This window comes from Sphingobium sp. AP50 (genome assembly GCF_900109095.1).
Taxonomy (GTDB): Bacteria; Pseudomonadota; Alphaproteobacteria; order Sphingomonadales; family Sphingomonadaceae; genus Sphingobium.
In genome coordinates, this window is the sequence record NZ_FNYZ01000008.1 from 132024 (window position 1) to 158439 (window position 26416).

Genomic DNA, 26416 nt, shown 5'->3' on the forward strand with positions numbered 1-26416 from the left:
CGTTCGTCCTGAGTAGCCATTGAGCGAAGTCGAAATGGCGTATCGAAGGGTCGCGCAATGCTTCGATACGGGTCTTCGACAAGCTCAGCCCCTACTCAGCACGAACGGTTCAGATTAAAGGCAAGGTGCGCTAATCCAGTCGCACCTTGCCGCGTCCCTGCTTCACCGAACTGCGCGCTTTCTTGGTGTCGACGCGCCGGGCCTTGGCGGCCTTGCCGGGCTTGGTCGCGATCCGGCGGGCATCGCGTTCATGCGCCTTGGCGATCATCTCCATCAGCCGGTCGCGCGCATCCTGCCGGTTCGCCTCCTGCGTGCGGAAGCGATTGGCCTGAATCAATATCTCATTGGCGGAGGTCAGGCGCGATCCCGCCAGTTCCTTGATCTTGCGATAGGCATGGACGGGCAGGCCCAGCTTGAACAGGTTGACGCGCAGTTGCACTGCGGTCGCCACCTTGTTCACATTCTGCCCGCCGGGTCCGCCCCCGGTGATGAAGCGCTCCTCCAGCGCATCATCGGGAATATCAAAGTCCGGCATCGTCCAGTATCTCCGGCCCGAAACCGGCGGCGACGAAGGTGGCGGGCAGGGGCGCCGTCGCTTGCGCGGCGGGCTTGTCGCCGCGCGGCATGCTCAGGAAGCGGCTGTGCAGCAGCATCGCGCCCTTGCCATCACCATAGACCGGATCGCCGACGATGCCGAAGCCCAGCCCATGCTGGGCATGGACGCGGATCTGGTGCGTGCGGCCGGTTTCCGGGGTGAAGGCGATCAGCGCGCGACCATCCTTCTCCGCCAGCTTGCGCCAATGGGTGACGGCGGGCTTGCCGGCCTTCGCCGCGATCATGCGCCAGCCTTGTGCGGCGGTGCTGACTTTCTTCAGCGACAATTCGATCGTGCCTTCATCCTCTGCCGGCACGCCTTCCAGCACGGCCAGATAGCGTTTCGTCACCGTGCCAGCCTCGAACGCGGCGGCGAAGCGCTTGTGCGCCTTGGGATTGCGGGCGAGTAGCAGGCAGCCACTGGTGTCGCGATCCAGACGATGCACCGGCAGCGGCCAGCGCTGGAACCCGAAGGTCAGCGAGGCGAGATGATTTTCCAGCGCGATCGACCCGTCGCGCGGGGCATCCACCGGCAGGCCGGCGGGCTTGTCGAGGATCAGCGCCTCGCCATCGATAAACAGGACATGGTCGGTCAGCAGGGCCAAGGAAGAGGTTCCGATCGCATATAGGAAGAATTGACGTAATCGCCGCATCCTATAGGGCGTGGGGGCGATGGAGAATAGGGGGCATCAGCAGGCCCCATATCGGCTCGACTGGGTCGATGTGGCACGCGGCATCGGCATAGTGGCGGTGGTGGTCGGCCATGTCTGGACGCGCGGACCGCTGCGCGACGCCATGTATGCCTTTCACATGCCGCTCTTCTTCCTGCTGTCGGGCATGCTTTCGCGTGCCCATCCGGTGGGGGCCTTCACCCGGCGGCAACTGATCAGCCAGATGCGGCCCTATGCCGCTTTCCTGATCCTGCTGATCGTCGCCGACCAGAGTATCGAGCGGCTGAAAGGCCATCTGCCGATCTTTCATAGCTGGCCGGAGGATATGGCGCCGATCCTGCTGGGCGGCTTCTGGCTGCGCGGGCCGTTCACGATTTTCTGGTTCGTGCCCTGCCTCATGGTGGCGCGCATCCTGTTCAATGTGGCGCTCAACCGATGGCCCCACCCTCTCGACCGGCGCTGGGCAGTCCTGCTTCTGCCGATGCTGCTGATCGCCTATGCGCTGGGCTGGTGGACGCAGGCGTCGCCGCTGGGGCTGCTGAGCGCGCCGATGGCCTTCGTGCTGCTGTGGGTCGGAGCGGTCTGGCCAAGGATGCGCTGGCATAATGGCCTGATCCTGCCGCTGGGCCTGTTGGCGGGGGCAGGGCTGTCCGGCCTGTTGCCGACGCTCAACATGAAGGTCGCGGATTATGGCGCGCCCCTGCTGTCGATCGGGGCGGCGGTGGCCGCATCCTTGCTGATCTTCCGCCTGTCAGCGCGGATTTCGAACCATGCTGGGCCATTGGCGGCGCTGGGACGAGCATCGCTGGTGATCATGTATCTGCATGTCGCGGTGATCCACTATCTGACGCCCTATCTGGGCAAGCCATGGCTGCTGGCGCTGGCGTTGGTACTGCCTTTCGCGGCCTACCACCTGATCGGGCGAACGCCGCTGCGGCGGGTTTTTCTATAGTCGAGACTTGATGGCGGGGAGGGGGTGAAGAGTGGAGGGTCTGCTTTTGTTGCCCCTACCGCTTGCGGGAGGGGCGGCGAGACTTAATGACCCCGGCCTTGAGCCGGGGGAATTTAGTCGCAGCGGGGTGGGCATTTGCAACGTTGCGCAGGCCCACCCCCTTGATGGGAGTCACGTGCCTCCCATCAACCCTCCCGCTTGCGGAAGGGAGAACAAGGTCCACTTCTGGCCGATACTGCCGCTTCATGCCGTCAATGCAGATGCCGCAGCTTGTCGGGGTTGCGCATGATGTAGATGGCCTTGACCTTGCCCTCCTCGATATCGAGCGCAGTGGTCTGCACCTCGCCATCGGCCTCGCGGGTGACGAAGCCGGGCAGGCCGTTGATGATGCAGGTGCGCAGCAGGGTCGATCCATATTTGCCGAACAGCACCGCCAGCGCCTTGTGTACCTGCATGACCTGACCATAGCCGATTGCCGGGCGGATCGCGGCCGGGCGCTTGCCGCCGCCATCGCTGTGCAGGCTGACATCCTGCGCTAGCAGCGCGCCCAATGCGCCCATGTCGCCGCTGCGCGAGGCGGCGAAGAAAGCGCCGGCAATTTCCATGCCGCGCGCCTTTTCCACCTGATAGCGGGGCCGGGCATCGCGGACATGGCTGCGGGCGCGGGCGGCCAGCTGGCGGCAGGCAGCGGTGTCGCGGCCGACAGTGACGGCGACTTCCTCAAAGCCCAGCCCGAAAACATCGTGCAACAGGAAGGCGGCGCGCTCCAGCGGCGAAAGCCTCTCCAGCGCCAGCATCAGGGGCAGGGTGACATCCTCCTGCGCATCCTCTTCCTCGACCAGAGGTTCGGGCAGCCAGGGGCCGACATAGGTTTCGCGCTGCACCCGCGCCGATTTGAGCTGGTCGAGGCAGAGGCGCGTCACCGTGCGGCGGAGAAAGGCTTCGGGCTCACGGATATCGCCGCGATCGACGCCCATCCAGCGGATGAAGGCTTCCTGCACCACATCCTCGGCATCGGCGACCGACCCCAGCATGCGATAGGCGACCCGGATCAGCCGGGGACGCAGCGGGTCGAAACTCTCGGCTGCGTCCATCTGCGTCCTCCGCTCCATCAGGCCGCTGCCTTCATCGGCATATCATACCAGAGGTTGAAGCCCACGGCGATCCGGTTCCAGCCGTTGATGATGTTGATCATCAGGGTCAGCTTGACCTGCTCCTCCTCGGTAAATTCCCAGTTGAGCGCTTCCTTTGCGGCTTCATGGCTGTGGCCCTTGGCGATCTCGGTCAGCGCCTCGGTCCAGGCCAGCGCAGCGCGTTCGCGATCAGTGTAGCAGGGGGCTTCGCGCCAGGCGGTGAGCAGGTAGATGCGCTGTTCCGTCTCGCCCTTCGCGCGGGCTTCGTAAGTGTGCATGTTGATGCAGTTGGCGCAGCCGTTGATCTGCGACGAGCGGATTTTCACCAGTTCGATCAGGCTTGGTTCCAGACTGTCGGCGATGGCTGTGGAGAGAGCGGTCCAGCTCTTCATCAACTGGGGGGCGGCGGCATAAGGATTGATCTTGTCGGTCATGATGCAGTTCCTTTCCTCAAGTTCTGCAACCATGACGAGACAGGCGCGGCGGATGTGACATGGGGCCGCCTTATTTTTTGGCGCGCGAAAAAAATTTACATCCTCGATGCTCTGGACAGGGGGCGTGGGCGGCGGCTACCCGCCGCGCCCTATGTCAGTCATTGCAACCATCATGAACACGGCCACCGGCCAGCCCATCCAGAAAATGAAGTTCGAGCGCATGCCCAAGCCCTGGGTGTCGCTGAACCTTGAAAATGGCGAGTTGGTGACAGCCGACCGCGTCGTCGTCGGGAAGCCGGCGCCGGGGAAATTCATCACCCCGGTCGAAGTCTGGGTCACGCCCAAGACGTTGGGATAAGGGCGCCTCTGGCGCATCCGCACCGGCCCGCACCCCCACCCGACCGCCCATCAGGATACCATGTCTGGGTGGTCGGGTGGGGGTGCGGGCCGGTGCAGTATCGAAAATGCGCTCTTCCGCGCATTTTTCAAACAGACTCTAAGCGCGCCTCGCGCCGCCATCCCTGATCCACGCCCATAAAAAGGGCTGGCGCATAGTCCCGATGCGCCAGCCCTTGCTGCGTTTCTCAAAGCCTTGATGCGACCCAAGGGCTTTTCGGCACGCTGCATTCATCAGACGTCGCCAGAGGCGATCAACCGTGCAGCTTGATCGCAGTTTCCGCGATACGACGGCCCTGATAGCGCGCGCCGTCCAGTTCTTCCTCGCTCGGCTGGCGGCTGCCGTCGCCATCGGCCAGCGTGGTGGCGCCATAGGGCGATCCGCCGCGTACCTTGTCCACGCCCATCTGCCCTGCAAAGCCATAGTCGAGGCCGACGATGGTCATGCCGAAATGCAGCAGGTTGGTGATGATCGAGAAGAGCGTGACTTCCTGCCCGCCATGCTGCGACGCGGTCGAGGTAAAGGCGCCGCCGACCTTGCCGTTCAGCGCGCCGCGCGCCCACAGGCCACCGGCCTGGTCGAGGAAGGACGCCATCTGGCTGGACATGCGGCCAAAGCGCGTGCCGGTGCCCACGATGATCGCGTCATAGTCGGCCAGATCCGCGACGGCGGCGATGGGCGCTTCCTGATCCAGCTTGAAATGCGCGGCCTTCGCGACTTCCAGCGGCGCGGTTTCAGGCACGCGCTTGATATCGACGGTCGCGCCGACAGCGGCGGCGCCTTCGGCCACGGCATTCGCCATCGTCTCGATATGACCGTAGGAGGAATAATAGAGAACCAGAACCTTAGCCATGAAAAGTCTCCTTACCTGAAAGCTGAGAAGAGGGGGTGGCCGCCTGCATGAGGGGGATGCAGGCGGCCCGGCTCGCCCCAGGGGATGGGCGAGCCAAGGGGGTCAGATACTATCCACCAGAACGATCTCGGCATCCTCGATCGCGGTGATGGTGATGGGCGCGCCGCCGATAATGGCTGCGCCGTCGCGGGCTTCAAAGGGCTGGCCATCAATCTCGATCCGGCCAGTCGCCGGGACGAGATAGAGATGACGTCCTTCGCCGCTTTCATAAGTCACGCTCTCGCCCGCCCGGATCGTGCCGCCCAGCAGGCGGGCATCGGCGCGGATGCGTAGCGCTTCCCTGTCATCATCATAGCCGCTGGCCAGCACGACCAGCTTGCCGGAACGATCGCCCTTCGGGAAAGGCTTGGCGCCCCAGCTGGGCTGACCGCCGCGGGCGCGGGGAATGACCCAGATCTGGAACAGGGTGGTGGTTTCGTCCTCCAGATTATATTCGGCGTGGCGGATCCCGGTGCCCGCCGACATCACCTGAACGTCGCCTGCTTCCGTACGACCCTTGTTGCCCAGACTGTCCTGGTGGGTGATCGCGCCGGTGCGGACATAGGTGAGGATTTCCATGTCGCTGTGCGGGTGCGGCGGAAAGCCCGAACGCGGACCGATTTCGTCATCGTTCCACACCCGGATCGCGCCCCAGTGCATGCGCTCTTCATCATAATAGTCGGCGAAGGAAAAATGATGGCGTGCGTTGAGCCAGCCATGGTCGGCATGGCCCAGCGACGCGAACGGGCGGCGCTCGATGCGGCTCGCGGTGGTCGTGGTCATACTAAATGCCTTTCGTTGCGGAGGCAGAGGCTTCCGCTTGCTTTCCGACAATCTAGCCATCAGTGTCGTTTCTTAAACCGGCAGCTTTGAAACGGATTGTTTCCCAATGCGACTACCTGACTTTGAAGCATGGGCGATGTTCGCCGCCGTGGTGGAGCATCGCAGCTTCACTGACGCGGCCAAGGCGCTCAGCGTGTCCAAGGCGACCGTGTCCAAGGCTGTGACCCGGCTGGAGGAGCATCTGGACACCAGCCTGTTCAACCGCACCAGCCGCCGTCTGGCGCTGACGGAAAGCGGCAAGCGGCTGGCCGATCATGCCCAGCGGATATTGGTCGAAGGGCAGGCGGCGGAAGAGGCGGCGCGGGACGAGACGGCGGACCTGTCCGGCGTGGTGCGCCTGGGCGCGCCGATGACCTTTGGCCTGCTCCGGGTCGCGCCGCTAATCGCGCAATTCACGAAAGAACATCCGCTGGTCGATGTCGACCTGCATCTGTCGGACGCCAAGATAGACATTGTGGAGATGGGGCTGGACGCCACCATCCGCATCGCGGACATGCCCGACAGTTCGCTCCGCGCCCGTCGGCTGGCTGATGTGACGATGCATACCATCGCGGCCCCAGCCTATCTCGACGCACGGGGGCGGCCGCAGCATCCCTCCGACCTCGGCACGCATGATTGCCTTTGCTATTCCAACGTGGCCACGCCTGACGTCTGGCGCTTTTCCGGGCCGGGGCAGCAGAATGTGGTAGTTCAGGTGCGCAGCCGCATCACGGTGAACAGCGGGGAGGCGATGCTGCCTGCGCTGCGGCTGGGTGTAGGCATTGCGCGCCTGCCCGATTTCATCATCGGCGATGCACTGGCGAAGGGAGAGGTGGAGGAGGTGCTGGTCGACTGGCGGCCAGCGCCCTTCGGTCTGCACCTCGTTACCCCGCCATCGCGTCTGCGTCCTGCGCGGGTCGATGCGCTGCTGGACTTCCTGACCAGGCATCATGGCTGTTAACCCAACTCGTCAACCTGGCTGAAAAGGGTTGCCAGGGCGATTACCCCGGTTGGCTCAAATGGTCGACCGAACCTTTCGTTTCGCAGGTGAATCCAGCTTGACTCAGGGTAGGGCGTTTCGGCTTCAACTCTTTGTAAATAGATTCGTTTTGCCACGACTCGCGGATTTCTGCCGGTTAGCGAAAAATTAACCTTTGTCCTTCAGAAGTTTTTTGGTTAATGAATTGGAGCAGAAGCCGTTCTGGTGGGGTGAACGGGACCTGCGACACAAAGGGGCTTCACATGCGCGTGCTGCTGATTGAGGACGAACCGACCACGGCCAAGGCGATCGAGCTTATGCTCACGACCGAGGGGTTCAACGTCTATACGACCGATCTGGGCGAGGAAGGCCTCGATCTGGGTAAGCTCTATGATTATGACATCATCTGTCTCGACCTGAACCTGCCGGACATGCATGGCTATGACGTGCTCAAGAAGCTGCGCGCGGCCAAGGTGCAGACGCCGGTCCTGATCCTGTCGGGCATTAGTGAGATGGACAGCAAGGTCCGCTCCTTCGGCTTTGGCGCCGATGACTATGTGACCAAGCCTTTCCACCGCGAAGAACTGATCGCGCGCATCCACGCCGTGGTGCGCCGGTCCAAGGGGCATAGCCAGTCGGTCATCCGCACCGGCAAGCTGTCGGTCAACCTGGACGCCAAGACCGTGGAAGTGGACGGCAACCGCGTTCACCTGACCGGCAAGGAATATGCGATGCTGGAGCTGCTTTCGCTCCGCAAGGGCACGACGCTGACCAAGGAAATGTTCCTGAACCACCTTTATGGCGGTATGGACGAGCCTGAACTCAAGATCATCGACGTGTTCATCTGCAAGCTGCGCAAGAAGCTGGCGCTGGCGTGCAGCGGTGACAATTATATCGAGACGGTCTGGGGCCGTGGCTATGTGCTGCGCGATCCGGACGAAATTCTTGAGGAGCAGGCCAAGGTCGCCTGATTTCCATAGATATTCGAGGGGGTGGAAAGGCCGGTCGTCCGCAAGGATGCCGGCCTTTTCCTTATGCTGCGTTCCGTCGCAAATATGTAAAATGCAAAAATGGTCTTAAAGGCCCGTTTACCAGTTGCGCGCTACTGCCATGACAAAGGAGCATATGCGTTCATGGGCCAAGCCGCACATCACAGTCTGGAAGCTGCGTGGGATGCGATCTGCCGTTCACAGGCGGTGATCGAATTCGACCCCACGGGCATCATCCTGTGGGCCAATGACCTGTTCCTGGACGTCATGGGCTATCGACTGGACGAGGTCGTCGGTCGGCATCACCGGATATTCTGTGACGAAACGTATGCGCGTAGTCACACCTATTCCGAATTCTGGCGCAAGCTGGGCATGGGTGACTTCGACGCGGGCGAATATCGACGGCTGGGCCGGGACGGTCGCGAAGTCTGGCTACAGGCAACCTATAATCCCGTGTTCGACGCCCAGGGGCGGGTGCAACGCATATTGAAGATCGCGACCGATACGACGCCGTCCAAGACGCTGCGGGCAGAACTCAAGACTATGGTCGATGGGCTGGTCGACATCGTCGATGGCATCGGCGTGATCGCGAACCAGACCAACCTGCTTGCGCTCAATGCCACGATCGAGGCTGCACGAGCAGGCGAGGCCGGTCGCGGATTTGCGGTGGTCGCGGCCGAGGTGAAGAAATTGGCTGGCGATACGCGATCAGCAACTGATCGCGCCCGCGCGATGGTCAACGCGGCCGTCTGACGATAGGAAAAAGGCCGACGGGATACCGTCGGCCTCATCCATTTTTACGATTTCGTCAGGTGCGGATTGCTCTGCGCCTGATCCATAATGTCGTCAGAATTCCAGATTGAACCGGCCATAATAGAAGCCGCCGCTGATCCCATAGGGCGCGTAGGCATTATACAGGCTGCCCGCCAGCCGGTTTACTGGCTTCAACTTGTTGGGATAGGTGTTGAGCAGATTGTTGGCGCCGATCGACAGCTTGACGCCCTTGGCCAGCTTATATCCCAGTTCGAGATCGAGGATGGTCTTTGGCTTCAGTTCTTCGTCGGCATAGCCCGACGTGCAGGTCGTCGACAACGTCGTGCAGGACACCCAATCAGCTGTATGGAGCACGGGAGACGCCGCACGCTGCGTGACCTTGCCATAGCGGGTGGCGCGCAGATTGGCATTGAACTGGCCGGTTTCCCACAGGAAATTGGCGATGAACTTGTTGCGCGGGGTGCCTTCGCTCAGATCACCCTGCCGGTCGCGCGCGACGAAGGATACGCCGCTGCCACCCGTTGGCGGGGGATCGATATGGGTGAAGATCGTCTTGTTGAAATTGGCAGACAGCGAACTCGTCAGATTGCCGAGGCTGCCCAGATTGGCGCGATGCGTGGCGACGATATCCAGACCGCGGGTTCGGGTGTCGGCTGCGTTCGAGAAGATGAGCGCGCCATAATTGCCAGCATAGCCATTGGCGTTCAGGATATCGACGACCGTCGTGCCCGACAGCGTGCCGCTGAGCAGGATGCGGTCCTTCACCTTGACCTGATAGGCGTCGACGGTGAGGTTGAAGTTGGGCAGGGGCGTCAGGACCAGGCCTGCCGAGAAGTTGGTCGATTTTTCCGGTTTGAGCGCCACGGCACCGAGCGCTTGTGCTGCGGCACTGTCGACCGGCAGCGCGACCACCGGGCGCAACTGGCTGACGCCGTCGATGACGACGCCGATCGTGCTGGACGAGTTATAATGCTGCTGCTGGAGGGTGGGCGCGCGGAAGCCGGTGCTGGCCGTTCCGCGGATCGCTATGCCCCTGACCGGCTCGATGCGCAACGATGCCTTGCCCGTATCGGTGGTGCCGAAGTCGGAATAATCCTCATGCCGTCCGGCCAGGCCGAATTCGACGCCCTCGATGATCTTGCCCTCGATATTGGCGTAGGCGCTCCAGTTGTCGCGGCTCCAGCTTCCCGATCCTTCGGGGGTGAAGCCGATCACGCCTTGCGATCCGATGCCGCTGGCATAGGTGCCGCCGCGCCAGCCGCCGACGGGGAAGATATAGCCGCCATTTTCGTAGGAAACAGAATCGCCGGGGCTGATGACGAACTTGTTCTTCTTATACTCGCCGCCCACCGCGACCGAGAGCGGCCCTGCAAGGCCGATGTCGAACTCCTTGCTGAGGTCCAGATTGCTGACCCATTCGTCAAAGCGCAGCTTGCCGAGGTAGAAATGGGTTGGGCTTGCTGTGCCAAGCGATGGGTTGAGCGATGTCGTCTGCGAATATTTGACCTCGTCCTGCCCATAGCTGGTGCTGAGGTCGAAATGCACGCCGCCGCCCACTTCGCCGCGCAGGCCGCCCGCGAACTGGAAATCCTCGTCATAGACATGGATGCGCGGAATATAGCCTTCCGGATAGATGGAGATGATGTTGTTGGCGGCTTGCGGCGTACGGTAGGTCAGCCAGCCAGCCGCATGGCGCTTGGAATAAGTGCCGAAGCTATAAAGCTCCAGACTGTCGCCCACCGGCAGCATGGCATCATAGCCAAAATTGCCACCGATGACCTGAGGCTGGCCATATTTGGCGCGGATGCGATCGGGATTATCGTTGCGGGAATCCCCTGTCGGATAAAATTGCCCGGTGATCGGGCTGCTCTTGGTTATCGTATTTTCCTGAAGAACCCCGTCGCCAGACAGGTGGATATAGCCACCATCCTGGCCCAGTGCGAAGCCATTGTCGATCTGCCAGCGGGCCTGCCAGCCGCCATTGTCGGCCGTGCTGCCCATGGTCAGCGCGGCGCCGCCGGACGTGTCATTCTTCAGGATGATATTGACCACGCCGGCGATCGCGTCGGACCCATATTGCGCCGACGCGCCGTCGCGCAGCACTTCGATCCGCTGGATCGCATTGCCGGCGATCAGGTCCAGGTCCGGCGGCGACTGGCCGTTCTGCACGCTGCCATTGATGAACAGGGTGGCGGTATTATGACGACGCTTGCCGTTTACCAGCACCAGCAACTGATCACCGCCCAGGCCGCGCAGCGACAGGGTGCGCACGGCCCAACTGGCGCCGGCACCGTTGTTCGATACGTTGATCGAGGGAACCAGCGTGCCGAGCAGGTCGCGTACCGACTGCTTGCCGCTCGTTTCCAGATCCTTGGCGCCCAGCACGTCGATCGGCGCAAGGCTCTCCGCCACGGTGCGGGTGGTGGTGCGGGTGCCGGTGACGATGATCGGGGTGGCGTCTTCCACCGGCTCAGGCGCAGGTGCCATCGTCATGCCTTCAGCGCTTGCGCCGGGCAGGCTGGCCTGGGCGAACTGGAGCGCCAAAGGGCCGCGGCGGGCTGCGCTGCGGTTGGCTGGGGCAGCGAGGGCGATGACCCCTGCGCCTGCTTCCGAGGATTTGAGATCGGTGCCGGCCAGCAGCCGGTCGAGCGCCGCCTGGGTCGACATCCAGCCCTGAATGCTGCGGCTGCGGACCGTGGCCACTTCGTCATAGGGGAAGAGGATACGCACGCCCGACTGGGTCGATAGCTGGCGCAGCGCGCCGCTCAATGGCTGAACCTCAATGTCGAACTTGTGCCGCTGGCTCATCGCTGCATCGGTTTTTGCAGCTGCGAGAAGTTGCGTAGGCGAAGCAAGGCAGATGGCGAGGGCTGTCCCCGCCATGACGTGGCGTATACGCATTGTCAGTTCCCCTGATCTGGCGGCGCTCAAGCCGCTCAATTACCCCAGACGAAGCAATTGCGACATTCCGCTACTTCATATGTCATCTTTGAGACATAAAATACTGCTGATAAGATTATGAGAAATGGTGGCGAGCGGTGGCTATATTGCTGCCCTGTCAGAGATGCTGCGCTGCGGTGGATCAGGCGCCGGTCTGCAAAAACCAGCGGTCGGTCCCTTCCAGACCGATGGCGGTCAGGCGGCCGGAAAAATAGGCCCCGGTGTCGATGCCGATACGGTTGGAACGTTCATCCACCTCCGGCGTGATGCTGTGGCCGTGGACGATCATCATCGGATGCGCGCCTTCATGGTCCAGAAAAAGGCGTCGGACCCAGCGCAGGTCGGCAGACTGTTGCTGCGCGATCGGCACGCCCGGCCGGATGCCGGCATGCACGAACAGATAGTCGCCGATCGCGATGCTGTCAGGCAGGGCGTCGAGGAAGTCGACATGCGCGCGCGGCACATGATTGAGCATCCAGACGGTCAGTTCCGCATCGGTCATGCTGTCAAAGTGCAACGGGGCAAGGCCATAGCTGGTCAACGTTTGCGCGCCGCCGGCCCGGCGAAAGGTGGGCAGGATGCGCTCATCGCCGCGCGCAGCGAGGATGAACAGTTCCTCATGATTGCCCTTGACGCAGTGCACGGCATCACCCACCGCCATCATCGTCTTCACCCGCTCCACGATCTCGCGTGAGGCGGGGCCGCGATCGATCAAGTCGCCGAGCAGCACCAGATTGGGCGCCATCGGCCCACGCACCCGATCGTCTATCGCGATCAGGCGCAGCAATTCCTCCAGCAGGTCGAGCCGTCCATGCACGTCGCCGATGGCATAGACGCGCCTGTCCGCGCCCACGCTGGGCGGCGGGCGATCGATGGACGGTTTGTCCTCCTGCTTGCCGAAACGCCAGAAATTCATGGCGCGCAGTTTCGCATCACAGGCGGGGGAGTGTCACCCCTTGCTGCCCCATATATTTGCCCGCGCGGTCTGCATAGCTGACCTCGCACGGCTCATTGCCCTGAAGGAACAGGAACTGACAGGCCCCTTCATTGGCGTAGATCTTGGCAGGCAGCGGCGTGGTATTGGAAAATTCCAGCGTCACATGGCCCTCCCAGCCCGGCTCCAGCGGCGTGACGTTCACGATGATGCCGCAGCGGGCATAGGTGGATTTGCCAAGGCAGATGACCAGCACGTCGCGCGGCACCCGGAAATATTCGACCGTGCGGGCCAGCGCGAAGCTGTTGGGCGGGATGATGCAGCAGTCGGTCTTGCGATCGACGAAATTCTTGGGATCGAAATCCTTGGGGTCGACGATGGTGCTGTCGACATTGGTGAAGATTTTGAACTCGTCCGCCACCCGCGCGTCATAGCCATAGGAGGACAGGCCGTAGCTGATGCACCCCTCACGCCGCTGGCTTTCCACGAACGGCTCGATCATGCCGGTTGTCTGCGCCTGTTCGCGAATCCATTTGTCGGAAAGAATGGCCATGGGTTTCAGCTCTTTTTCATGGGGCCAATGCCCAGGTCCGCAGGACCAAAAGCATGGGGAAGGAGATCGGCGACGCGCAGGTCGAGCACGCGGTCGCCGCTGGGCGTGGCGCAATAGATGGCAAGCGTCCGCCCGGCCATCTGTTCCGCTTCGTTCATGATCTGGCGGCACCGGCCGCAGGGGGTGACGAGCGCCTCTTCGGCGGCATCCATCGCGCCGCCGACCACCGCGATTTCCGTTACGTCTTCGAAACGACCCTGCGCATTGACCGTGGCGAGCGCGACCGTTTCGGCGCAGAGCGACAGGCCATAGCTGGCATTTTCGAAATTGCAGCCGGTGACGATGCTGCCGTCGGTCAGCCGCACCGCCGCCCCCACGGCAAAGCGGCTATAGGGGGCATGGGCGTTGGCCATCGCGGCGCGTGCGGCGGCGATCAACTGTCCAACTTGCTGTTCATCTTGCATCAGGGTGCCACCACATTCCAACGGACCGGACCATTGACGCCGTCGATATGCCGCATATCGCTGGCTGTCCACATCACCCAGGGCTTGGTCGCATAATCGGGCGGGAAGAAATTGCCGTCCAGCCACAGCGTCCGGTTGATGCCGGAGCCGATATCATAGGCCTTGTCGAAATCCTCGCTGACGTTGAGAAGGGCCGGCTTGCCCGCATGGCTCTCCACCAGATTGATCAGCGTGTTGAGGTCGGACAGCAATTGGTCGCGGCCGGGGCGTGCCTGGCAGCCCGGTGTGAAGTCCATGCGGATGACCGGGGGCAGGGCGGCATTGTCACGCGGCACCGTGGTCATGAAGCTGGTCGCCTGATCGCTCGGCTGTCGGCACAGGCTGAAGTCGATCATCGCGCCATAACGCATGCCGACGGCGCGCACGCCGCGCCAGTTGGCGGCGAAGGCCGGATCGCGCCTGCCACCGGCGTCAGCCGCGCGCAGATAGGCCAGGTCCGCCCCTTGCGCGGCCAGAGTGCCCCATTCGACCGGGCCATTGTCGGCGCTGATCGACACGCCCTGCACGGGATATTGGTCGCGCGCCGGCGCCCAGCCGCGCGCATAGAGCCACAGCGCCACCGCCAGCGCCGCGACCACCGCCAATGCCGCCCCGATCCGGAACAGCAGGCCCCCCAAAGTCACAACCCTGATCGTCTTACCCCTTGATATGCAGCACGCAGATCAGCGTGAACAGCCGCCGCGCCGTGTCGAAATCCACGTCGATCTTCCCCTCCAGCCGCTCCTTCAGCACCTCCGCCGCATCATTGTGGATGGCGCGGCGGGCCATGTCGACCGTCTCGATCTGTTGGGGGGAGGCGTTGCTGATCGCCTGATAATAGCTGTCGCAGATGGCGAAATAGTCACGGATCGGCCGCCGGAACCGGCCCAGACCCAGGATGATCGCCTCCAGCGGGCTGTCATCCTCCCGGTTGATCTCGATCACCAGCCGGCCTTCCTCGACCCGAAGCATGACCTTATAGGGGCCGGCATAGCCGTCGCCATGCTCGCGCTGCGGCGCGAAGTGATTATCCTCCAGCAGGTCGAAGATGGCGATGCGCCGTTCCTGCTCCACGTCGGCATTGCGCCACAGGATCGTGCGCTGGTCCAGCTGGATGTCTATGATGCGCGGATCGGCCATATGCAAGCGAACAGTCAGTGCGGCGGCGCGCGCCGAAATGCAAGCGGGACTTATCCACAGATGCGTGGATGTAGCCCCTTGCGCATGTCCGGTCGGGAGAGGAAAGAGGGCGCATGGTCGAACTGCTGAAAATCAACCCCGCTGAAAACAGCGGAACCGAACTCCCGCGCAATGTGGAGGCGGAAGCCGCGCTGCTGGGCGCGATCATGATCGACAATCGCATTGCCGAGGATGTGCAGCTCAAGCTGAAGGCCGAACATTATTTCGAGCCGCTGCATGGCCGTATCTATGACGCGATCATGCGGCTGCTGGACAAGGATATGGTCGCCAATCCGGTGACGCTGCGGCCGATGCTGGAGCAGGACCCGGCGCTCAAGGAACTGGGCGGTCCGGCCTATCTTGCGCAACTGACCGGCAATGGCGCGGCACTGATCGGCGCGCGTGACTTCGCGACCCAGATCTATGACCTCGCCCTGCTGCGTCAACTTGTCAGCGTTGGCCGGGAACTGGTTGAAAATGCGCTCGACACGAGTGAGGAAGTCAACCCTCGCGAGCAGATCGAGGCGGCCGAAGTCGCGCTCTACAAAGTGTCGGAGGGTGAGGGCGAGAGCGGGTCGGTCAAGAGCTTCCTGACGGCGTCGACGGCAGCGGTTCAGGTCGCGGAACGCGCGCTCAACAGCGGCGGTCACGTTTCGGGCATCACCACCGGTATCAACAGCCTGAATGCCAAGATCGGTGGTTTGCACAATTCTGACCTTATGATCCTGGCCGGGCGCCCCGGCATGGGCAAGACGTCGCTGGCCACCAACATCGCCTATAATGCTGCTTCCCGCTGGCTGCGCGATCATGGCGACGGCATCCCGCCGGAAAAGAATATGGGTGCGAAGACGGCCTTCTTCTCCCTCGAAATGTCGGCGGACCAGCTGGCGACCCGCGTTCTTGCCGAACAATCGGGCATTTCGGGCGAAGCGCTGCGCATGGGCAAGATCAGCCGGGCGGATTTCCAGAACCTGTCCCGCGCCGCTCGCGACCTTCAGGAACTGCCTTTGTTCATCGATGATACGCCCGGCCTGACGATCGCGGCGCTGCGGACCCGCGCGCGCCGTCTGAAGCGTCGTCATGATATCGGCTTCATCGTCGTCGACTATCTTCAGCTGTTGCAGGGTAGCGGGCGCGGCAACGAGAATCGCGTGAACGAGATTTCGGAAATTTCGCGCGGTCTGAAGACTTTGGCGAAGGAGCTTCATGTCCCTGTGCTGGCCTTGTCCCAGCTCAGCCGAGCCGTGGAACAGCGTGAGGACAAGCGGCCCCAGCTATCCGACCTTCGTGAATCGGGATCGATCGAGCAAGACGCGGACATGGTCTGGTTCGTGTTCCGCGAGGATTATTATGAAGCGGCCAAGGAACCCAAGCCGGAAGATGAAGCCGCCTATGCCGCTTGGAAGGAGAATATGGAGCGCATCTACGGCAAGGCGGAAGTTATCGTCGCCAAGCAGCGTCACGGCTCAACCGGCCGCATCCGCATGAAGTTCGACGCGAAGATCACCCGCTTCTCCGACCTGGCCGAAGATGGCTATGAGGATCTGAGTTACGAATAATCCCGAAAAATCTGTCATTCCCGCGAAGGCGGGAACCCATCTCCCAACCCATATTCTTGGTGCAGGGTCGAGAGATGGGTCACTGCTTCCGCGGGGATGACGATAGTGGATAAAGCGGGGCGTTACGCGGCCTTGACCGCCTTCGCCCGCGCCGCCACGCGCTTCTCCAGCATCGACAGCGGCATCGCACCTTCCTCCAGAATGGCGTGGAACTGTTTGAGATCGAAGGCATCGCCCAGTTCCGCCTGCGCTGCCGCACGCGCCTTCGTCCAGACGCCATGACCGACCTTGTAGCTGGTCGCCTGTCCCGGCTGCGTGCAATAGCGCTCCACCTCGCGCTGACAGCGGGGGCGGGCGAAGCCGGTCTTTTCGACCATATAGTCGGTCGCCTGCTTCACATCCCACTTCTTGGCATGAATGCCGGTGTCGACCACCAGTCGGGCTGCGCGGAACAGGAAGGACTGGAGATAGCCGGCCCGATCGATCGGCGTCGCATAGCCGCCCAGTTCGTCCGCCAGTTGCTCGGCATAGAGCGCCCAGCCTTCGGTATAGGCGCTCATGAACGCGGTCTTGCGCAGCATCGGAATATCGCCGGCGGTCTGCGCGGTCGAAATCTGGAGATGATGGCCCGGCACGCCTTCATGATAGGTGAGCGAGGGCAGGCCATATTTCGGCCAGTCGCCGACATCCTTCAGGTTGATGAAATAGATGGCCGGGCGGGAGCCGTCGAGTGCAGCGCGGTTATAATAGCCGTTGGACGCGCCGTCCTGAATCTCAACTGGCACCGCGCGGATTTCCAGCGGGGTATCAGGAATAGTCGCGAAAGCATTGGGCAGCTTGGCCTTCATTGCGTCGATATCGCGATTGAGCTGCGCCAGCAGCGCGGCGCGCCCTTCGGCGCTGTCGGCATAAAGCTGGGCCGGATCGACATTGAGCGCGGCCAGCCGCTCGCCGATCGTACCACCGGTGCGTCCGGCATCCTTCAGGATGGTATCAAGTTGGGCGCTGATGTCGGCGACCTGCTCCAGCCCCATGGCATGGATTTGCTCAGCGCTCAGGTCCGTGGTGGTCGCCTGCTTCAGGGCGGCCGCGTAGATTTCATCGCCACGCGGGGTGCGCCACACACCGTCCCCGGCAGCGGTCTTGCCCTTGAGCGCTTCGATCGCGGCAATCTGTTCATCCAGCGCGGGATAGATGGCCTTTTCCACGATCGCGTTGGCCTGCCCCTGCCAGTCGCCGGCAATGCCCTTGGCAGCGGCGCGCTTGACCAGCGACTGGACCATGGAACTGTCGGCGGCAGGCTGGCTGCGCAGCTTCTTCAACTGGCCCAGCGTCAGGTCGAGCGACCAGCCCGGCGCCAGATAGCCGCGCGCTGCTTCATCCCGCTGAAGCGCGGTGTCGGTCCGCAGGTTGCGGGCGAAGGCGTCGAGCCGCGCGACATAGGCTTCGCAATCCGGCGCCGCGACGATCGTATGGGACGTGTTGAGAAAATCGGGGGTCGAGAAATAACTGCCGCCCTGCTGGAAGATGCGATAGGGCCGCTGCACGCTGTTCAGCCCGAATTTGCCGGCCGACACGGTCTGCTGGTCGAGCGCGTAGAGTACGACGTCGAGGTTCAGCCGCTGCGCGTCGGACAGGCTGGCGGACTTGAAGCCGTCCAGTTCCTTGATCGCGGCCTGCGTGGCGGCCAGCTTCTTCATCATGCCCGATTTGCTATTGTCGTCGAGCTGGCTCTTGGCCATCGAGCGCGCGCCCTTGTCCAGGCCCAGGCTCGTGACCATCGCGGGCGACAGATCGAGTTGCCGTTCGAAGATCGACGCGAAGGCGGCCGACAGGCGGGCGTCATCACCCCCGGCCTGCGCCAGCGCACGCGGCGCGGCGGCGCTCAGCGCAACGGCGCCGGTGGTAGCGAGAAATTGACGGCGATCCATGACGCGACTCCCTTATCCTTGAATAAGGGAGACTTTCTAAGCCGGGGATATGATCCGTCCAGAGGCTTGTAACAATGTTGCGTGCACGCTGCCGGGGACGGGCAAGGTCGTGGCGGCCGGGGTCAACAGATGCGCTTCGAGCAGGTCGAGGATATGGCTGTCCTCCTGCGCATCGAATTTGCGGGCGAACAGGTCCGGGCTCAGCGTCAGCCGCAATGCGTCGCGCGTGACGAAAGTGCGAGGACGCAATTTGATGTCGCCGTCGGGAATCCAGTCGATCGTGCGCAGATCGTCATTCACGACCTTGCCGCCGGAAAAGGCGTTCATCATCACCGTCTGGAAAAAGCCTTCATCGGCAATCAGCGTGCGACGGTAGAAGCGCTTGAATCGTCCGGTGGCCGGATCGTGGCAGGCAAAGTCGCAGAAATTGCGCGTGACCGCCTTCCACTGGGTGCCGATATAGGGGGTGACGGCGGCCATGGGGCCACGGCGGACGCCGGTCCGCACGATCCGGTTGAAGGCCTCCAGAAAATAATGGCTGAGGCGATTCATCGTGTCGGGACGGACCGCCTGTTGCGGAACGGCGCGAATAAACTCCGTTCCATCGTGGCTGGCCAGATAGTCGGCGATATAGGCCTGCGACTTGAGCGGAAAATCCTGTCCGCTCAGGTTGATGAAATAGCGCCAGTCCGCATTCATCTCCAACAGCTTGGCCATGCCCCGCAATTCCGCGTCGACAAGACTGTAACCGCCCCACAGCATCTTGCGCGAAGGCAGCATGGCGACGTTGGCATAGGGTTTGAGGAAGGCGGCAATGTCGGCGATCATCTGTGGCCCGGACCGCCGGTCGACATGGATCAGATACTGATTGCCCGGCACATAAATCGCCCGGAACATGCGCTTGAACTGTTCGGGGAAGCGATGGACGAGAATCAGATAGGCGATCATACAAGGCGTACTCCATCGGGCCCGCATCCGGTCAGTCGACCAGATGCGGTGCGGGTGTTTCCAGCCTTTTGGAAAATGATCGAACCTGGGTCCGATCGGCATAAGGGGTTCAGGTCGAAGCGAGGCCGCCCCGGTCCTATGCCGAGATCGGCATATAGGGATTGCGCAGGGCGATTGTTAGGGGCGCGCCGAAATGAGGTCGCCAGACATCCAGGAGCGTCCGCCGTACCAGGGGCGGCGGACGCTTGCGTCGGTTAGAAAACCGGCTGGTTCGCCGGGTCTTCCGGATCGGCGATGGGAGCCGGGATTGGCGAAACCGGCGAATGGATGCCGCATTCCACCTTGTCCCAGCCGCGCCAGCGACCCGCGCGGGGATCTTCGCCCGGCATCACCTTGGACGTGCAGGGTTCGCAGCCGATCGACAGATAGCCCTGCGCCTCCAGCGGGTGACGGGGCAGGTTTTCGCGGTCGAAATAGACTTCCAGATCGGCCTTGGTCCAGTCGCCCAGCGGGTTGAGCTTCAGCCGGCCATCCTCCACCTCGAAACGGGGCAGGTTCTGGCGCGTCACCGACTGAAACGCCTTGCGGCCCGAAATCCAGGCGTCCAGGCCATCCTTGGCGCGCTTCATCGGCTCGACCTTGCGGATTTCGCAGCAGCCGTCCGGGTCATAGGACCAGCGGAGGCCCGTCTCGTCCTTCTTCGCGATCACGTCCGCGATCGGGGCGACGGTGCGGCTGTCGGTAAAGCCGAGGCGCTTGATCAGCGTGTCACGATAATTGAGCGTCTCGGCAAACATCTTGAGCGTGTCGACGAAGATGACGGGGACAGTCTTGTCCGCCTTGGCCACCAGATCGAGGAGCACCGCGCTTTCCGTGCCGAAGGAGGAGACGACGGCGACATTGCCGGCGAGGCCTTCCGCGAACACGGTCTTGAGCATGGCGATGGTGTCGACGCCCTCGAACCGCGCGTTGAGCGCGTCGGCATCGGCCTGCGTAAAGGCAGGGCGGGCGTCGATAATGTCGATCTGGCGGGCAGGTTCAGCCATTAATTTTCTCCGGGTGCCGTTTCGCCCAGACGGGCTGGCGGCCATCGATCGCCTTTTGATAGACGTCGGCATAGCGATTGAGCGCGCGATCGACGGCGGCGTCGTCCAGCGGCTTTGCGGGGTGGAAGCTGTCGAAGCCGCAGCGGCGCATGGCGTTGATCTGGTCGACCAGCACATCGCCCACGGCGCGCAATTCGCCCTGATAGCCCGATTCCCGCAGGATGCGCGCGGCGGAGTAGCCGCGCCCGTCGCCATAGGCCGGGAAGTTCACCTCGACCAGCGAGAGCCGGTCGAGATAGGGCAGCAATTCGCGGGCATCCTCACCCGGTTCGACCCGGACAGCGGTAGCGTTGGTCTGGCCGGTGAAGGCTTCGACCGTGACAGCGGGTTCCTGCGCGGATTCGCCGTCGCGGAAGGACAGGAACTCAACCATAGATCGCCTCCTTGAAGGGCTTCATGCCAAGACGGCGATAGGTGTCGAGGAAGCGCTCGCCGCTTTCCCGCTGTGCGAGGTAAAGATCCGTGACCTTCTCGATCGCATCGACCACGCCGTCCTCGGAGAAGCCGGGGCCGGTGATCTGGCCCAGCGACGTATCTTCCGCGCCCGATCCGCCCAGCGACAGCTGGAAATTCTCCACGCCCTTACGGTCCACGCCCAATATGCCGATATGGCCGGCATGATGGTGGCCGCAGGCGTTGATGCAGCCGCTGATCTTCAGCTTCAGTTCGCCCAGTTCCGCCTGCCGTTCGGCTGCGGCGAAGCGCTGTGCGATCTTCTGCGCCAGTGGGATCGAGCGCGCATTGGCGAGCGCGCAATAATCCAGGCCGGGGCAGGCGATGATGTCGGTGATCAGGTCGAGATTGGCCTCGGCCAGCCCTGCTTCGTCCAGCTTCTGCCAGATGGCGTAGAGGTCGGCCTTCTTCACATGGGGCAGGACCAGATTCTGCGCATGGGTGACGCGCAGTTCGTCGAGCGAATATTGCTCGGCCAGCGAGGCGACCAGTTCGATCTGTTCCGCCGACGCGTCGCCGGGGATGCCGGTCAGCGGCTTCAGGCTGATATTGACGATCGCATAGCCGGGCTGCTTGTGCGTCGCGACCTGACGGTCGACCCACAGGGCGAAAGCCGGATCGGCGCGGTCGATCTCTTCGCTCAGGCCCGTTTCATAGGCGGGATTGGCGAAGAAGGTGCGGATGCGGTCCAGTTCTTCGACTGGCGGGTTGAGGCCGAGTTGCTTCATATGCGCAAACTCTTCCTCGACCTGACGCTTATACTCCTCGACGCCGATTTCGTGGACCAGGATTTTGATCCGCGCCTTATACTTGTTGTCGCGGCGACCGTAGCGGTTGTAGACGCGCAGGCAGGCTTCCAGATAGGAGATGATCTCCTCCTCCGGCACGAAATCGCGGATTTGCGGGGCGACCATCGGGGTGCGACCCATGCCGCCACCGGCATAGACTTCGGCGCCGACCACACCATCCTTCGACACCAGCTTCAGGCCGATATCGTGCAGGCGCATCGCCGCGCGGTCGTCGTCCGACGCGATCACCGCAATCTTGAACTTGCGCGGCAGATAGGTGAATTCCGGGTGGAAGCTCGACCATTGGCGCAGCAGCTCGGCCCAGGGGCGGGGGTCCGCCACTTCGTCGGCGCTCACACCGGCATATTGGTCCGAAGAGATGTTGCGGATGCAATTGCCGCTGGTCTGGATGGCGTGCATCTCGACGGTCGCCAGTTCGGCGAGGATGTCGGGCGCATCGGCCAGCTTGATCCAGTTATATTGCAGGTTCTGGCGCGTGGTGAAGTGGCCATAGCCCTTGTCATACTTAGCCGCGATCTCGCCCAGCTTGCGCATCTGCTTGCCCGACAGCGTGCCATAGGGGATGGCGACGCGCAGCATATAGGCGTGGAGCTGGAGATAGAGGCCGTTCATCAGCCGCAGCGGCTTGAACTGGTCCTCGGTCAGCGCGCCGGTCAGGCGGCGCTGCACCTGATCGCGAAATTCGTCGACACGGGCGTCGACGATGGACTGGTCATAGCTGTCATAGCGATACATGGTCAGATCACCCAGTTGCCGGCGTCGGCATCATTCGGTTTGAGATTGAGGTCGGGGCGGACAGTCGGGCCAAGGGCGCGAATGCGGTCCTTGATATGGGCCGGGCGCACGCCTTCGTCGGTCAGCGTAGCGTCGATCACATAGGCGCCCACGACGCGCAGCGCGGCTTCTTCGGTGCGGGCGAGATCGTCGCCATGGTCGCCCACATCAGCGCTGTCGCCGACCTGCCGCGACCAGCCGTCGCCCGCCCACCAGATGACGTCGCCGCTCACCAGGTCATTGCCCGTCAATATCTTCATTCTACCCTTTTCCCATCCGGTCCGGTCGTTGCCGATCCTTCGATATTCAGTGCCCCATGCAGATGGCTGTCGCGATAGGCGATCAGCGCGTCCTGCGCCAGCGCATGGGCGGCGACTTCGCCGACCACGATCAGCGCCGGGCTGACCACCTGTTCCCGCACCACCATGTCGCCCAGATCGGCGAGCAGGGTGCGCAGTGTCCGCATGTCCGCGCGCGTGCCATTTTCAAGCACGGCGACGGCCAGGGCCGGCGACACGCCATCGGCCATCAGCTTGTCGGCGATGTCGGCGGCGGTCGCCACGCCCATATAGATAACGAGTGTACGACCTTTACCCGCCAGACCGGACCAGTCCTGATCGGTCAGCCCCTTGCACTGGCCAGCGACGAAGCTGACCGCGCTGGAGGCCGCGCGATGGGTGAGGGGGAGTTGCGCGGCCGCCGCGCTGCCGATCGCGGCGCTGATGCCGGGCACGACTTCCACCGGCACGCCGGCGTCGCGACAGGCGTCGACTTCCTCGCCGCCCCGGCCGAAAATGAAAGGATCGCCGCCCTTCAGGCGGACGACCCGGCGCCCTTCGCGCGCCAGATCAATCAGCAGGGCGTTGATTCCCTCTTGCGGCATCGAATGGCGGCTGCGCTGCTTGGCGACGGAGATCAGTTCGGCGTCGGGCGATGCCAGCGCCAATATGGCGTTGGATACCAGCCCGTCATGCACGATCACGTCCGCATCGCCGATCAGGCGCGCTGCCTTGAGCGTCAGCAGTTCCGGATCGCCCGGTCCCGCGCCCACCAGGTGGACGGTAGCAGATGCATTTTCAGCCATGGTCGCCCACATGGCGAATGCGCCGCATGAGTTCAATTCAGAATGGGTATCGCGGGGATTAGGAAATGTTTTCGCGCCCTTGCCGGATCTGGGCGGGTTCAGTCGCCCATGGCCGCGACGTCGATATCCTTCAGGCCCACGCCGATGGACGCGCGGGGCGTCTCGATCTCCGCCGATACCACCGGATAGGCACAATAATCGGCGGCATAATAGGCGCTGGGTCGATGATTGCCGGAGACGCCTACTCCGCCAAAGGGTGCGTTGGAAGAGGCGCCATTGGTCGGCCGGTTCCAGTTGACGATGCCGGCACGGATATTCGACCAGAAGAGATTATATTGCTCCGGCGATCCGCCGATCAGCGACGCGGACAGGCCATAGCGACTATTATTGGCCTCTGCGATGGCGTCCTCAAATTCAGTTACCCGGATCACCTGAAGCAAGGGGCCGAACAGTTCGACATCGGGCCGCTCCTTCATCGCGGTCACGTCGATGATGGCGGGCGTCAGGAAGGGCAGGCCCTTTTGCGGGCGCACCATATGCTTGATCGGCCGGCCGCCATTGCTCATCAGCCACAGGAAACTTTCGGTGAGACCATCGGCGGTCTGGTTGTCGATCACCGGTCCCATATAGGGGGCGGGGTTGGCATGGGGATGATCCACGATCAGCCGGTCCGCCAGCTTCTTGACCTCGGCGATCAGTCGGTCGGCGAGGCTTTCCTTCACGATCAGGCGACTGGCGGCGGTGCAACGCTGGCCGCTGGTCATGAAGGCCGACTGGACTACCAATGTCGCGGCCGCACTGATTTCCGGCGTGTCCCACAGGATGATCGGATTGTTGCCGCCCATCTCCAGCGCCAGAATCTTGGACGGATTACTGGCAAATTGGCGGTTGATGGCGATGCCGGTCTGCGCCGATCCGGTAAACAATACGCCGCCGACATCGGGGTGCGCGTTCAGCGCCTTGCCCGTATCTGCGCCGCCGATCAGCAGTCGGATGACATCGGTGGGCACGCCCGCTTCATGGTAGAGCTTTACCAGCATTTCGCCCACGGCGGGCGTCTTTTCCGACGGCTTGAATACCACCGCATTGCCGGCCAGCAGCGCGGGGATGATATGGCCGTTGGGCAGGTGTGCCGGGAAATTATGGGGGCCAAGAACCGCCATCACGCCATGGGGCTTGTGCCGCACGGACTGGCGCGCGCCCAGCGCCGCTTCCAGCCGCCTTTGCCCGGTCCGTTCGGAATAGGCCGCCACGCTGACGTCGATCTTGCCCATGACGGCGGCGACTTCGTTGCGGGCGTCCCACAGCGGCTTGCCGGTTTCGCGGGCGATCAGGTCCGTCAGCGCATCCTCATGGCGGCGCACGACATTGACGAAGCGACGCAGCGTTTCGATGCGATAGGCGATGGGCTGCGCGGCCCATCGCGGCCAGCCGGCGCGGGCGCGCGCGACTTCCGTATCGACATCGCCCGGCTCGCCTTGCCACAGCAAGGTGCCGGTTGCAGGTTCATAAGATGTAAGCGCGACCATTTGGGCCGGGGGTATGACGGAAATTGGTTAAGGAATGGCGAGGGATATTTTCAACTCGTCGCTTTCGGCCCCAGCGCTTCCCCCATGCGCCGGATCGCCGCAACCTTGGCATGGAGCGGCGCCCAGTCGTCATCCCGGTCGATCGCGCTCCAGATGGCCTCGACTTCCTCGATATGCATGGAGCAGGGCGCTTCGTCTGACCAATAGGCATGATCGCGCGCGCCGGGTGTCGCGTTAAAGCTCTGGATCGCTTCCCGGAATGGCGCCCAGGCAGCGTCGTTATAGGCGGCGTCATCCCCCGCCACGCCGCCCCGCCAGTCATGGAAGAAGCGGTCGATTGGCGTTGCGCTCGTCACCATGCCGCGCACGGCGGCCTCGATCATCGGGCCGGGTTCCGCGCCCGGCTCCACGCCCAGCCGCCAGCAGAAACGGCGCTGCATCGCATCGCCATAGAGGACCGGGAATCGCTCCAGTTGCTCGATCAGGGCAGGCGCCTCGACCAGCGCGCGTAAAGACACCGCCAGTTGCGCGACGTCCCAATGGATGGCCTCGGCCTGCCGCCCAAAGGCATAAAGGCCATTATGGTCGAAATAGGCGGCGGTGAAATTCGCGTCCCACAGCGGCGTGAAGCGCCACGGCCCATAGTCGAAACTCTCGCCCGTCACATTGATATTGTCGCTGTTGAGCACTCCATGGACGAAGCCCGCGACCATATAGCTCGCCGCCAGATCAGCGGTACGCTCCACCACGCGCCCCAGCAGTTGCGCGGGCGGATTGTCGCCCGGCGCCTCGCCATATAGCCGCGTCAGGGCATAGTCGGTCAGCCGCTCCAACAACACTTTGTCGTCATGGAAGGCCGCACGCTGGAAGGTGCCGATGCGGATATGCGAATGGCTCAGCCGCACCATCGCCGCCCCGCGCGTGGGGGAGGGTTCGTCATTGCGCTCCAGCGCTTCGCCCGTCTCGATGATGGAGAAGGTCTTCGACGTGTTGACGCCCAGCGCCTCCAGCATCTCGGTCGCCAATATCTCCCGCATGCCGCCTTTCAGCGTCAGCCGACCATCGCCAAAGCGGCTATAGGGCGTCTGGCCCGATCCCTTGGTCCCCAGATCGAGCAGGCGATCGTCGGCGTCGCGCATCTGTGCGAACAGAAACCCGCGTCCGTCGCCGATGTCGGGATTATAGTGACGGAACTGATGGCCATGATAACGCAGCGCCAGCGGCCGGGGCAGGCTGCCGTCCAGCGGCTGGAAACGGCCGAAATGCGCGATCCATTCCTCGTCGCTCAACCGATCCAGCCCCACCGAAGCGGCTGCCCGGTCATTACGATAGCGCAGGATCGTTTGCGGGAAGTCGGCCGCGGCTACGGGATCGCCGATGTCGGGCATCAGCGTGTCGATTTCGGTCGCGGGGCGATAATTGGCGGCTTGCAGCGTCTGGTTCATAAGGCGATATGGGGGAAGGTCACCAGAAGGAT

Annotated in this window: 27 protein-coding genes; 6 read left to right on the top strand and 21 right to left on the bottom strand. The window is 62.9% G+C overall.

All coding sequences use genetic code 11. From position 1 onward, the window contains the following. Window positions 1-130 precede the first annotated feature (130 nt). Window positions 131-535: an alternative ribosome rescue aminoacyl-tRNA hydrolase ArfB gene (arfB, locus tag BMY84_RS14650; protein WP_093084807.1), complete on the bottom strand. Its 405-nt coding sequence runs from the start codon at window positions 533-535 to the stop codon at window positions 131-133. After that, complete coding sequence (locus BMY84_RS14655) at window positions 522-1199, bottom strand: RluA family pseudouridine synthase (protein ID WP_093084808.1); 678 nt, start codon at window positions 1197-1199, stop codon at window positions 522-524. Before BMY84_RS14655 ends, arfB begins: the two co-directional genes overlap by 14 nt. Before the next feature lie 67 nt (window positions 1200-1266). Here BMY84_RS14655 and BMY84_RS14660 point away from each other — a divergent pair, with 67 nt between their 5' ends. After that, a complete protein-coding gene (locus BMY84_RS14660; protein WP_093084810.1) occupies window positions 1267-2217 on the top strand; it encodes an acyltransferase family protein in 951 nt (316 codons plus the stop codon). Window positions 2218-2468: 251 nt separating this feature from the next. On the opposite strand, the gene BMY84_RS14665 is transcribed toward BMY84_RS14660, so the two are convergent. After that, window positions 2469-3329 carry a sigma-70 family RNA polymerase sigma factor gene (locus tag BMY84_RS14665; RefSeq protein ID WP_093084811.1) on the bottom strand — a complete coding sequence of 287 codons (861 nt, stop codon included), beginning with the start codon at window positions 3327-3329 and terminating at the stop codon, window positions 2469-2471. Continuing rightward, entirely contained in the window at window positions 3329-3784 is a 456-nt protein-coding gene (locus BMY84_RS14670) for a carboxymuconolactone decarboxylase family protein (protein ID WP_093084813.1), read from the bottom strand. Before BMY84_RS14670 ends, BMY84_RS14665 begins: the two co-directional genes overlap by 1 nt. 172 nt (window positions 3785-3956) lie before the next feature. Here BMY84_RS14670 and BMY84_RS14675 point away from each other — a divergent pair, with 172 nt between their 5' ends. Further along, window positions 3957-4142, top strand: a complete 186-nt coding sequence (locus BMY84_RS14675) for a hypothetical protein (RefSeq protein ID WP_004212193.1) — start codon at window positions 3957-3959, stop codon at window positions 4140-4142. Between the two features lie 292 nt (window positions 4143-4434). Here the strand turns inward: BMY84_RS14675 and wrbA are convergent, their stop codons facing one another. Then, a complete protein-coding gene (wrbA, locus tag BMY84_RS14680; protein ID WP_093084814.1) occupies window positions 4435-5034 on the bottom strand; it encodes an NAD(P)H:quinone oxidoreductase in 600 nt (199 codons plus the stop codon). A gap of 102 nt (window positions 5035-5136) precedes the next feature. Continuing rightward, the gene (locus tag BMY84_RS14685) at window positions 5137-5856 is read right to left on the bottom strand and encodes a pirin family protein (protein ID WP_093084816.1); all 720 of its coding nucleotides are present in this window, start codon (window positions 5854-5856) and stop codon (window positions 5137-5139) included. A 106-nt stretch (window positions 5857-5962) separates the two neighbouring features. On the opposite strand from BMY84_RS14685, the gene BMY84_RS14690 reads away from it, so the two are divergent. The 3 genes from BMY84_RS14690 (at window position 5963) to BMY84_RS14700 (ending at window position 8616) form a co-directional block, all read left to right on the top strand. Further along, on the top strand, window positions 5963-6856 hold the full coding sequence (locus BMY84_RS14690) for a LysR family transcriptional regulator (RefSeq protein WP_093084817.1): 894 nt from the start codon (window positions 5963-5965) through the stop codon (window positions 6854-6856). Between the two features lie 281 nt (window positions 6857-7137). After that, complete coding sequence (gene ctrA / locus BMY84_RS14695; RefSeq protein WP_056682290.1) at window positions 7138-7845, top strand: response regulator transcription factor CtrA; 708 nt, start codon at window positions 7138-7140, stop codon at window positions 7843-7845. A gap of 162 nt (window positions 7846-8007) precedes the next feature. Further along, window positions 8008-8616, top strand: coding sequence for a methyl-accepting chemotaxis protein (locus BMY84_RS14700; RefSeq protein WP_093084819.1), 609 nt, complete (start codon window positions 8008-8010; stop codon window positions 8614-8616). A gap of 93 nt (window positions 8617-8709) precedes the next feature. On the opposite strand, the gene BMY84_RS14705 is transcribed toward BMY84_RS14700, so the two are convergent. The 6 genes from BMY84_RS14705 to BMY84_RS14730 all read right to left on the bottom strand — a co-directional run bounded on the left by BMY84_RS14705 (window position 8710) and on the right by BMY84_RS14730 (window position 14707). Then, window positions 8710-11538 carry a TonB-dependent receptor gene (locus BMY84_RS14705; RefSeq protein WP_093084820.1) on the bottom strand — a complete coding sequence of 943 codons (2829 nt, stop codon included), beginning with the start codon at window positions 11536-11538 and terminating at the stop codon, window positions 8710-8712. A 181-nt stretch (window positions 11539-11719) separates the two neighbouring features. Next, window positions 11720-12493 carry a metallophosphoesterase gene (locus BMY84_RS14710; RefSeq protein WP_093084822.1) on the bottom strand — a complete coding sequence of 258 codons (774 nt, stop codon included), beginning with the start codon at window positions 12491-12493 and terminating at the stop codon, window positions 11720-11722. A 16-nt stretch (window positions 12494-12509) separates the two neighbouring features. Next, entirely contained in the window at window positions 12510-13064 is a 555-nt protein-coding gene (gene dcd / locus BMY84_RS14715) for a dCTP deaminase (RefSeq protein WP_093019718.1), read from the bottom strand. 5 nt (window positions 13065-13069) lie between these two features. Continuing rightward, window positions 13070-13528 (bottom strand): cytidine deaminase, encoded by a 459-nt coding sequence (locus BMY84_RS14720; RefSeq protein WP_093084823.1) that lies wholly within the window; start codon window positions 13526-13528, stop codon window positions 13070-13072. Beyond that, window positions 13528-14211 carry a GH25 family lysozyme gene (locus BMY84_RS14725; protein WP_371262423.1) on the bottom strand — a complete coding sequence of 228 codons (684 nt, stop codon included), beginning with the start codon at window positions 14209-14211 and terminating at the stop codon, window positions 13528-13530. The genes BMY84_RS14720 and BMY84_RS14725 overlap by 1 nt, the downstream gene beginning before the upstream one ends. A 13-nt stretch (window positions 14212-14224) precedes the next feature. Beyond that, window positions 14225-14707, bottom strand: a complete 483-nt coding sequence (locus BMY84_RS14730; protein WP_093084825.1) for a UPF0262 family protein — start codon at window positions 14705-14707, stop codon at window positions 14225-14227. A 113-nt stretch (window positions 14708-14820) separates the two neighbouring features. Here BMY84_RS14730 and BMY84_RS14735 point away from each other — a divergent pair, with 113 nt between their 5' ends. Continuing rightward, window positions 14821-16305 (top strand): replicative DNA helicase, encoded by a 1485-nt coding sequence (locus BMY84_RS14735; RefSeq protein ID WP_093084826.1) that lies wholly within the window; start codon window positions 14821-14823, stop codon window positions 16303-16305. 122 nt (window positions 16306-16427) lie between these two features. Here the strand turns inward: BMY84_RS14735 and BMY84_RS14740 are convergent, their stop codons facing one another. From BMY84_RS14740 to BMY84_RS14780, 9 genes are all read right to left on the bottom strand, one after another. After that, complete coding sequence (locus BMY84_RS14740) at window positions 16428-18236, bottom strand: DUF885 domain-containing protein (protein WP_093084828.1); 1809 nt, start codon at window positions 18234-18236, stop codon at window positions 16428-16430. A gap of 36 nt (window positions 18237-18272) precedes the next feature. Beyond that, entirely contained in the window at window positions 18273-19184 is a 912-nt protein-coding gene (locus BMY84_RS14745; RefSeq protein ID WP_093084829.1) for a beta-1,6-N-acetylglucosaminyltransferase, read from the bottom strand. Between the two features lie 254 nt (window positions 19185-19438). After that, window positions 19439-20230 carry a phosphoadenylyl-sulfate reductase gene (locus BMY84_RS14750; RefSeq protein WP_093084831.1) on the bottom strand — a complete coding sequence of 264 codons (792 nt, stop codon included), beginning with the start codon at window positions 20228-20230 and terminating at the stop codon, window positions 19439-19441. Then, complete coding sequence (locus BMY84_RS14755; protein WP_093084832.1) at window positions 20223-20663, bottom strand: DUF934 domain-containing protein; 441 nt, start codon at window positions 20661-20663, stop codon at window positions 20223-20225. The genes BMY84_RS14750 and BMY84_RS14755 overlap by 8 nt, the downstream gene beginning before the upstream one ends. Further along, a complete protein-coding gene (locus tag BMY84_RS14760; RefSeq protein WP_093084834.1) occupies window positions 20656-22287 on the bottom strand; it encodes a nitrite/sulfite reductase in 1632 nt (543 codons plus the stop codon). The genes BMY84_RS14755 and BMY84_RS14760 overlap by 8 nt, the downstream gene beginning before the upstream one ends. A 2-nt stretch (window positions 22288-22289) precedes the next feature. Continuing rightward, window positions 22290-22586, bottom strand: a complete 297-nt coding sequence (locus BMY84_RS14765) for a DUF2849 domain-containing protein (RefSeq protein WP_093084835.1) — start codon at window positions 22584-22586, stop codon at window positions 22290-22292. Beyond that, entirely contained in the window at window positions 22583-23410 is an 828-nt protein-coding gene (cobA, locus tag BMY84_RS14770) for a uroporphyrinogen-III C-methyltransferase (protein ID WP_093084942.1), read from the bottom strand. The genes BMY84_RS14765 and cobA overlap by 4 nt, the downstream gene beginning before the upstream one ends. 98 nt (window positions 23411-23508) lie before the next feature. Then, window positions 23509-24939, bottom strand: a complete 1431-nt coding sequence (gene astD / locus BMY84_RS14775; protein WP_093084837.1) for a succinylglutamate-semialdehyde dehydrogenase — start codon at window positions 24937-24939, stop codon at window positions 23509-23511. A gap of 50 nt (window positions 24940-24989) precedes the next feature. Then, window positions 24990-26384 (bottom strand): protein adenylyltransferase SelO family protein, encoded by a 1395-nt coding sequence (locus BMY84_RS14780; RefSeq protein ID WP_093084838.1) that lies wholly within the window; start codon window positions 26382-26384, stop codon window positions 24990-24992. Between the last annotated feature and the right edge of the window lie 32 nt (window positions 26385-26416).

What these genes read in the sequence shown, in the direction of transcription:
- BMY84_RS14780 (WP_093084838.1), bottom strand. Translation starts at nt 26,384, where the DNA reads ATGAACCAGACGCTGCAAGCCGCCAATTATCGCCCCGCGACCGAAATC.
- BMY84_RS14745 (WP_093084829.1), bottom strand. Translation starts at nt 19,184, where the DNA reads ATGATCGCCTATCTGATTCTCGTCCATCGCTTCCCCGAACAGTTCAAG.
- BMY84_RS14755 (WP_093084832.1), bottom strand. Translation starts at nt 20,663, where the DNA reads ATGGTTGAGTTCCTGTCCTTCCGCGACGGCGAATCCGCGCAGGAACCC.
- dcd (WP_093019718.1), bottom strand. Translation starts at nt 13,064, where the DNA reads ATGGCCATTCTTTCCGACAAATGGATTCGCGAACAGGCGCAGACAACC.
- BMY84_RS14670 (WP_093084813.1), bottom strand. Translation starts at nt 3,784, where the DNA reads ATGACCGACAAGATCAATCCTTATGCCGCCGCCCCCCAGTTGATGAAG.
- ctrA (WP_056682290.1), top strand. Translation starts at nt 7,138, where the DNA reads ATGCGCGTGCTGCTGATTGAGGACGAACCGACCACGGCCAAGGCGATC.
- wrbA (WP_093084814.1), bottom strand. Translation starts at nt 5,034, where the DNA reads ATGGCTAAGGTTCTGGTTCTCTATTATTCCTCCTACGGTCATATCGAG.
- BMY84_RS14730 (WP_093084825.1), bottom strand. Translation starts at nt 14,707, where the DNA reads ATGGCCGATCCGCGCATCATAGACATCCAGCTGGACCAGCGCACGATC.
- BMY84_RS14765 (WP_093084835.1), bottom strand. Translation starts at nt 22,586, where the DNA reads ATGAAGATATTGACGGGCAATGACCTGGTGAGCGGCGACGTCATCTGG.
- BMY84_RS14735 (WP_093084826.1), top strand. Translation starts at nt 14,821, where the DNA reads ATGGTCGAACTGCTGAAAATCAACCCCGCTGAAAACAGCGGAACCGAA.
- BMY84_RS14660 (WP_093084810.1), top strand. Translation starts at nt 1,267, where the DNA reads ATGGAGAATAGGGGGCATCAGCAGGCCCCATATCGGCTCGACTGGGTC.
- astD (WP_093084837.1), bottom strand. Translation starts at nt 24,939, where the DNA reads ATGGTCGCGCTTACATCTTATGAACCTGCAACCGGCACCTTGCTGTGG.
- BMY84_RS14750 (WP_093084831.1), bottom strand. Translation starts at nt 20,230, where the DNA reads ATGGCTGAACCTGCCCGCCAGATCGACATTATCGACGCCCGCCCTGCC.
- BMY84_RS14760 (WP_093084834.1), bottom strand. Translation starts at nt 22,287, where the DNA reads ATGTATCGCTATGACAGCTATGACCAGTCCATCGTCGACGCCCGTGTC.
- BMY84_RS14705 (WP_093084820.1), bottom strand. Translation starts at nt 11,538, where the DNA reads ATGCGTATACGCCACGTCATGGCGGGGACAGCCCTCGCCATCTGCCTT.
- BMY84_RS14665 (WP_093084811.1), bottom strand. Translation starts at nt 3,329, where the DNA reads ATGGAGCGGAGGACGCAGATGGACGCAGCCGAGAGTTTCGACCCGCTG.
- BMY84_RS14700 (WP_093084819.1), top strand. Translation starts at nt 8,008, where the DNA reads ATGGGCCAAGCCGCACATCACAGTCTGGAAGCTGCGTGGGATGCGATC.
- BMY84_RS14740 (WP_093084828.1), bottom strand. Translation starts at nt 18,236, where the DNA reads ATGGATCGCCGTCAATTTCTCGCTACCACCGGCGCCGTTGCGCTGAGC.
- BMY84_RS14710 (WP_093084822.1), bottom strand. Translation starts at nt 12,493, where the DNA reads ATGAATTTCTGGCGTTTCGGCAAGCAGGAGGACAAACCGTCCATCGAT.
- BMY84_RS14690 (WP_093084817.1), top strand. Translation starts at nt 5,963, where the DNA reads ATGCGACTACCTGACTTTGAAGCATGGGCGATGTTCGCCGCCGTGGTG.
- cobA (WP_093084942.1), bottom strand. Translation starts at nt 23,410, where the DNA reads ATGGCTGAAAATGCATCTGCTACCGTCCACCTGGTGGGCGCGGGACCG.
- BMY84_RS14720 (WP_093084823.1), bottom strand. Translation starts at nt 13,528, where the DNA reads ATGCAAGATGAACAGCAAGTTGGACAGTTGATCGCCGCCGCACGCGCC.
- arfB (WP_093084807.1), bottom strand. Translation starts at nt 535, where the DNA reads ATGCCGGACTTTGATATTCCCGATGATGCGCTGGAGGAGCGCTTCATC.
- BMY84_RS14675 (WP_004212193.1), top strand. Translation starts at nt 3,957, where the DNA reads ATGAACACGGCCACCGGCCAGCCCATCCAGAAAATGAAGTTCGAGCGC.
- BMY84_RS14685 (WP_093084816.1), bottom strand. Translation starts at nt 5,856, where the DNA reads ATGACCACGACCACCGCGAGCCGCATCGAGCGCCGCCCGTTCGCGTCG.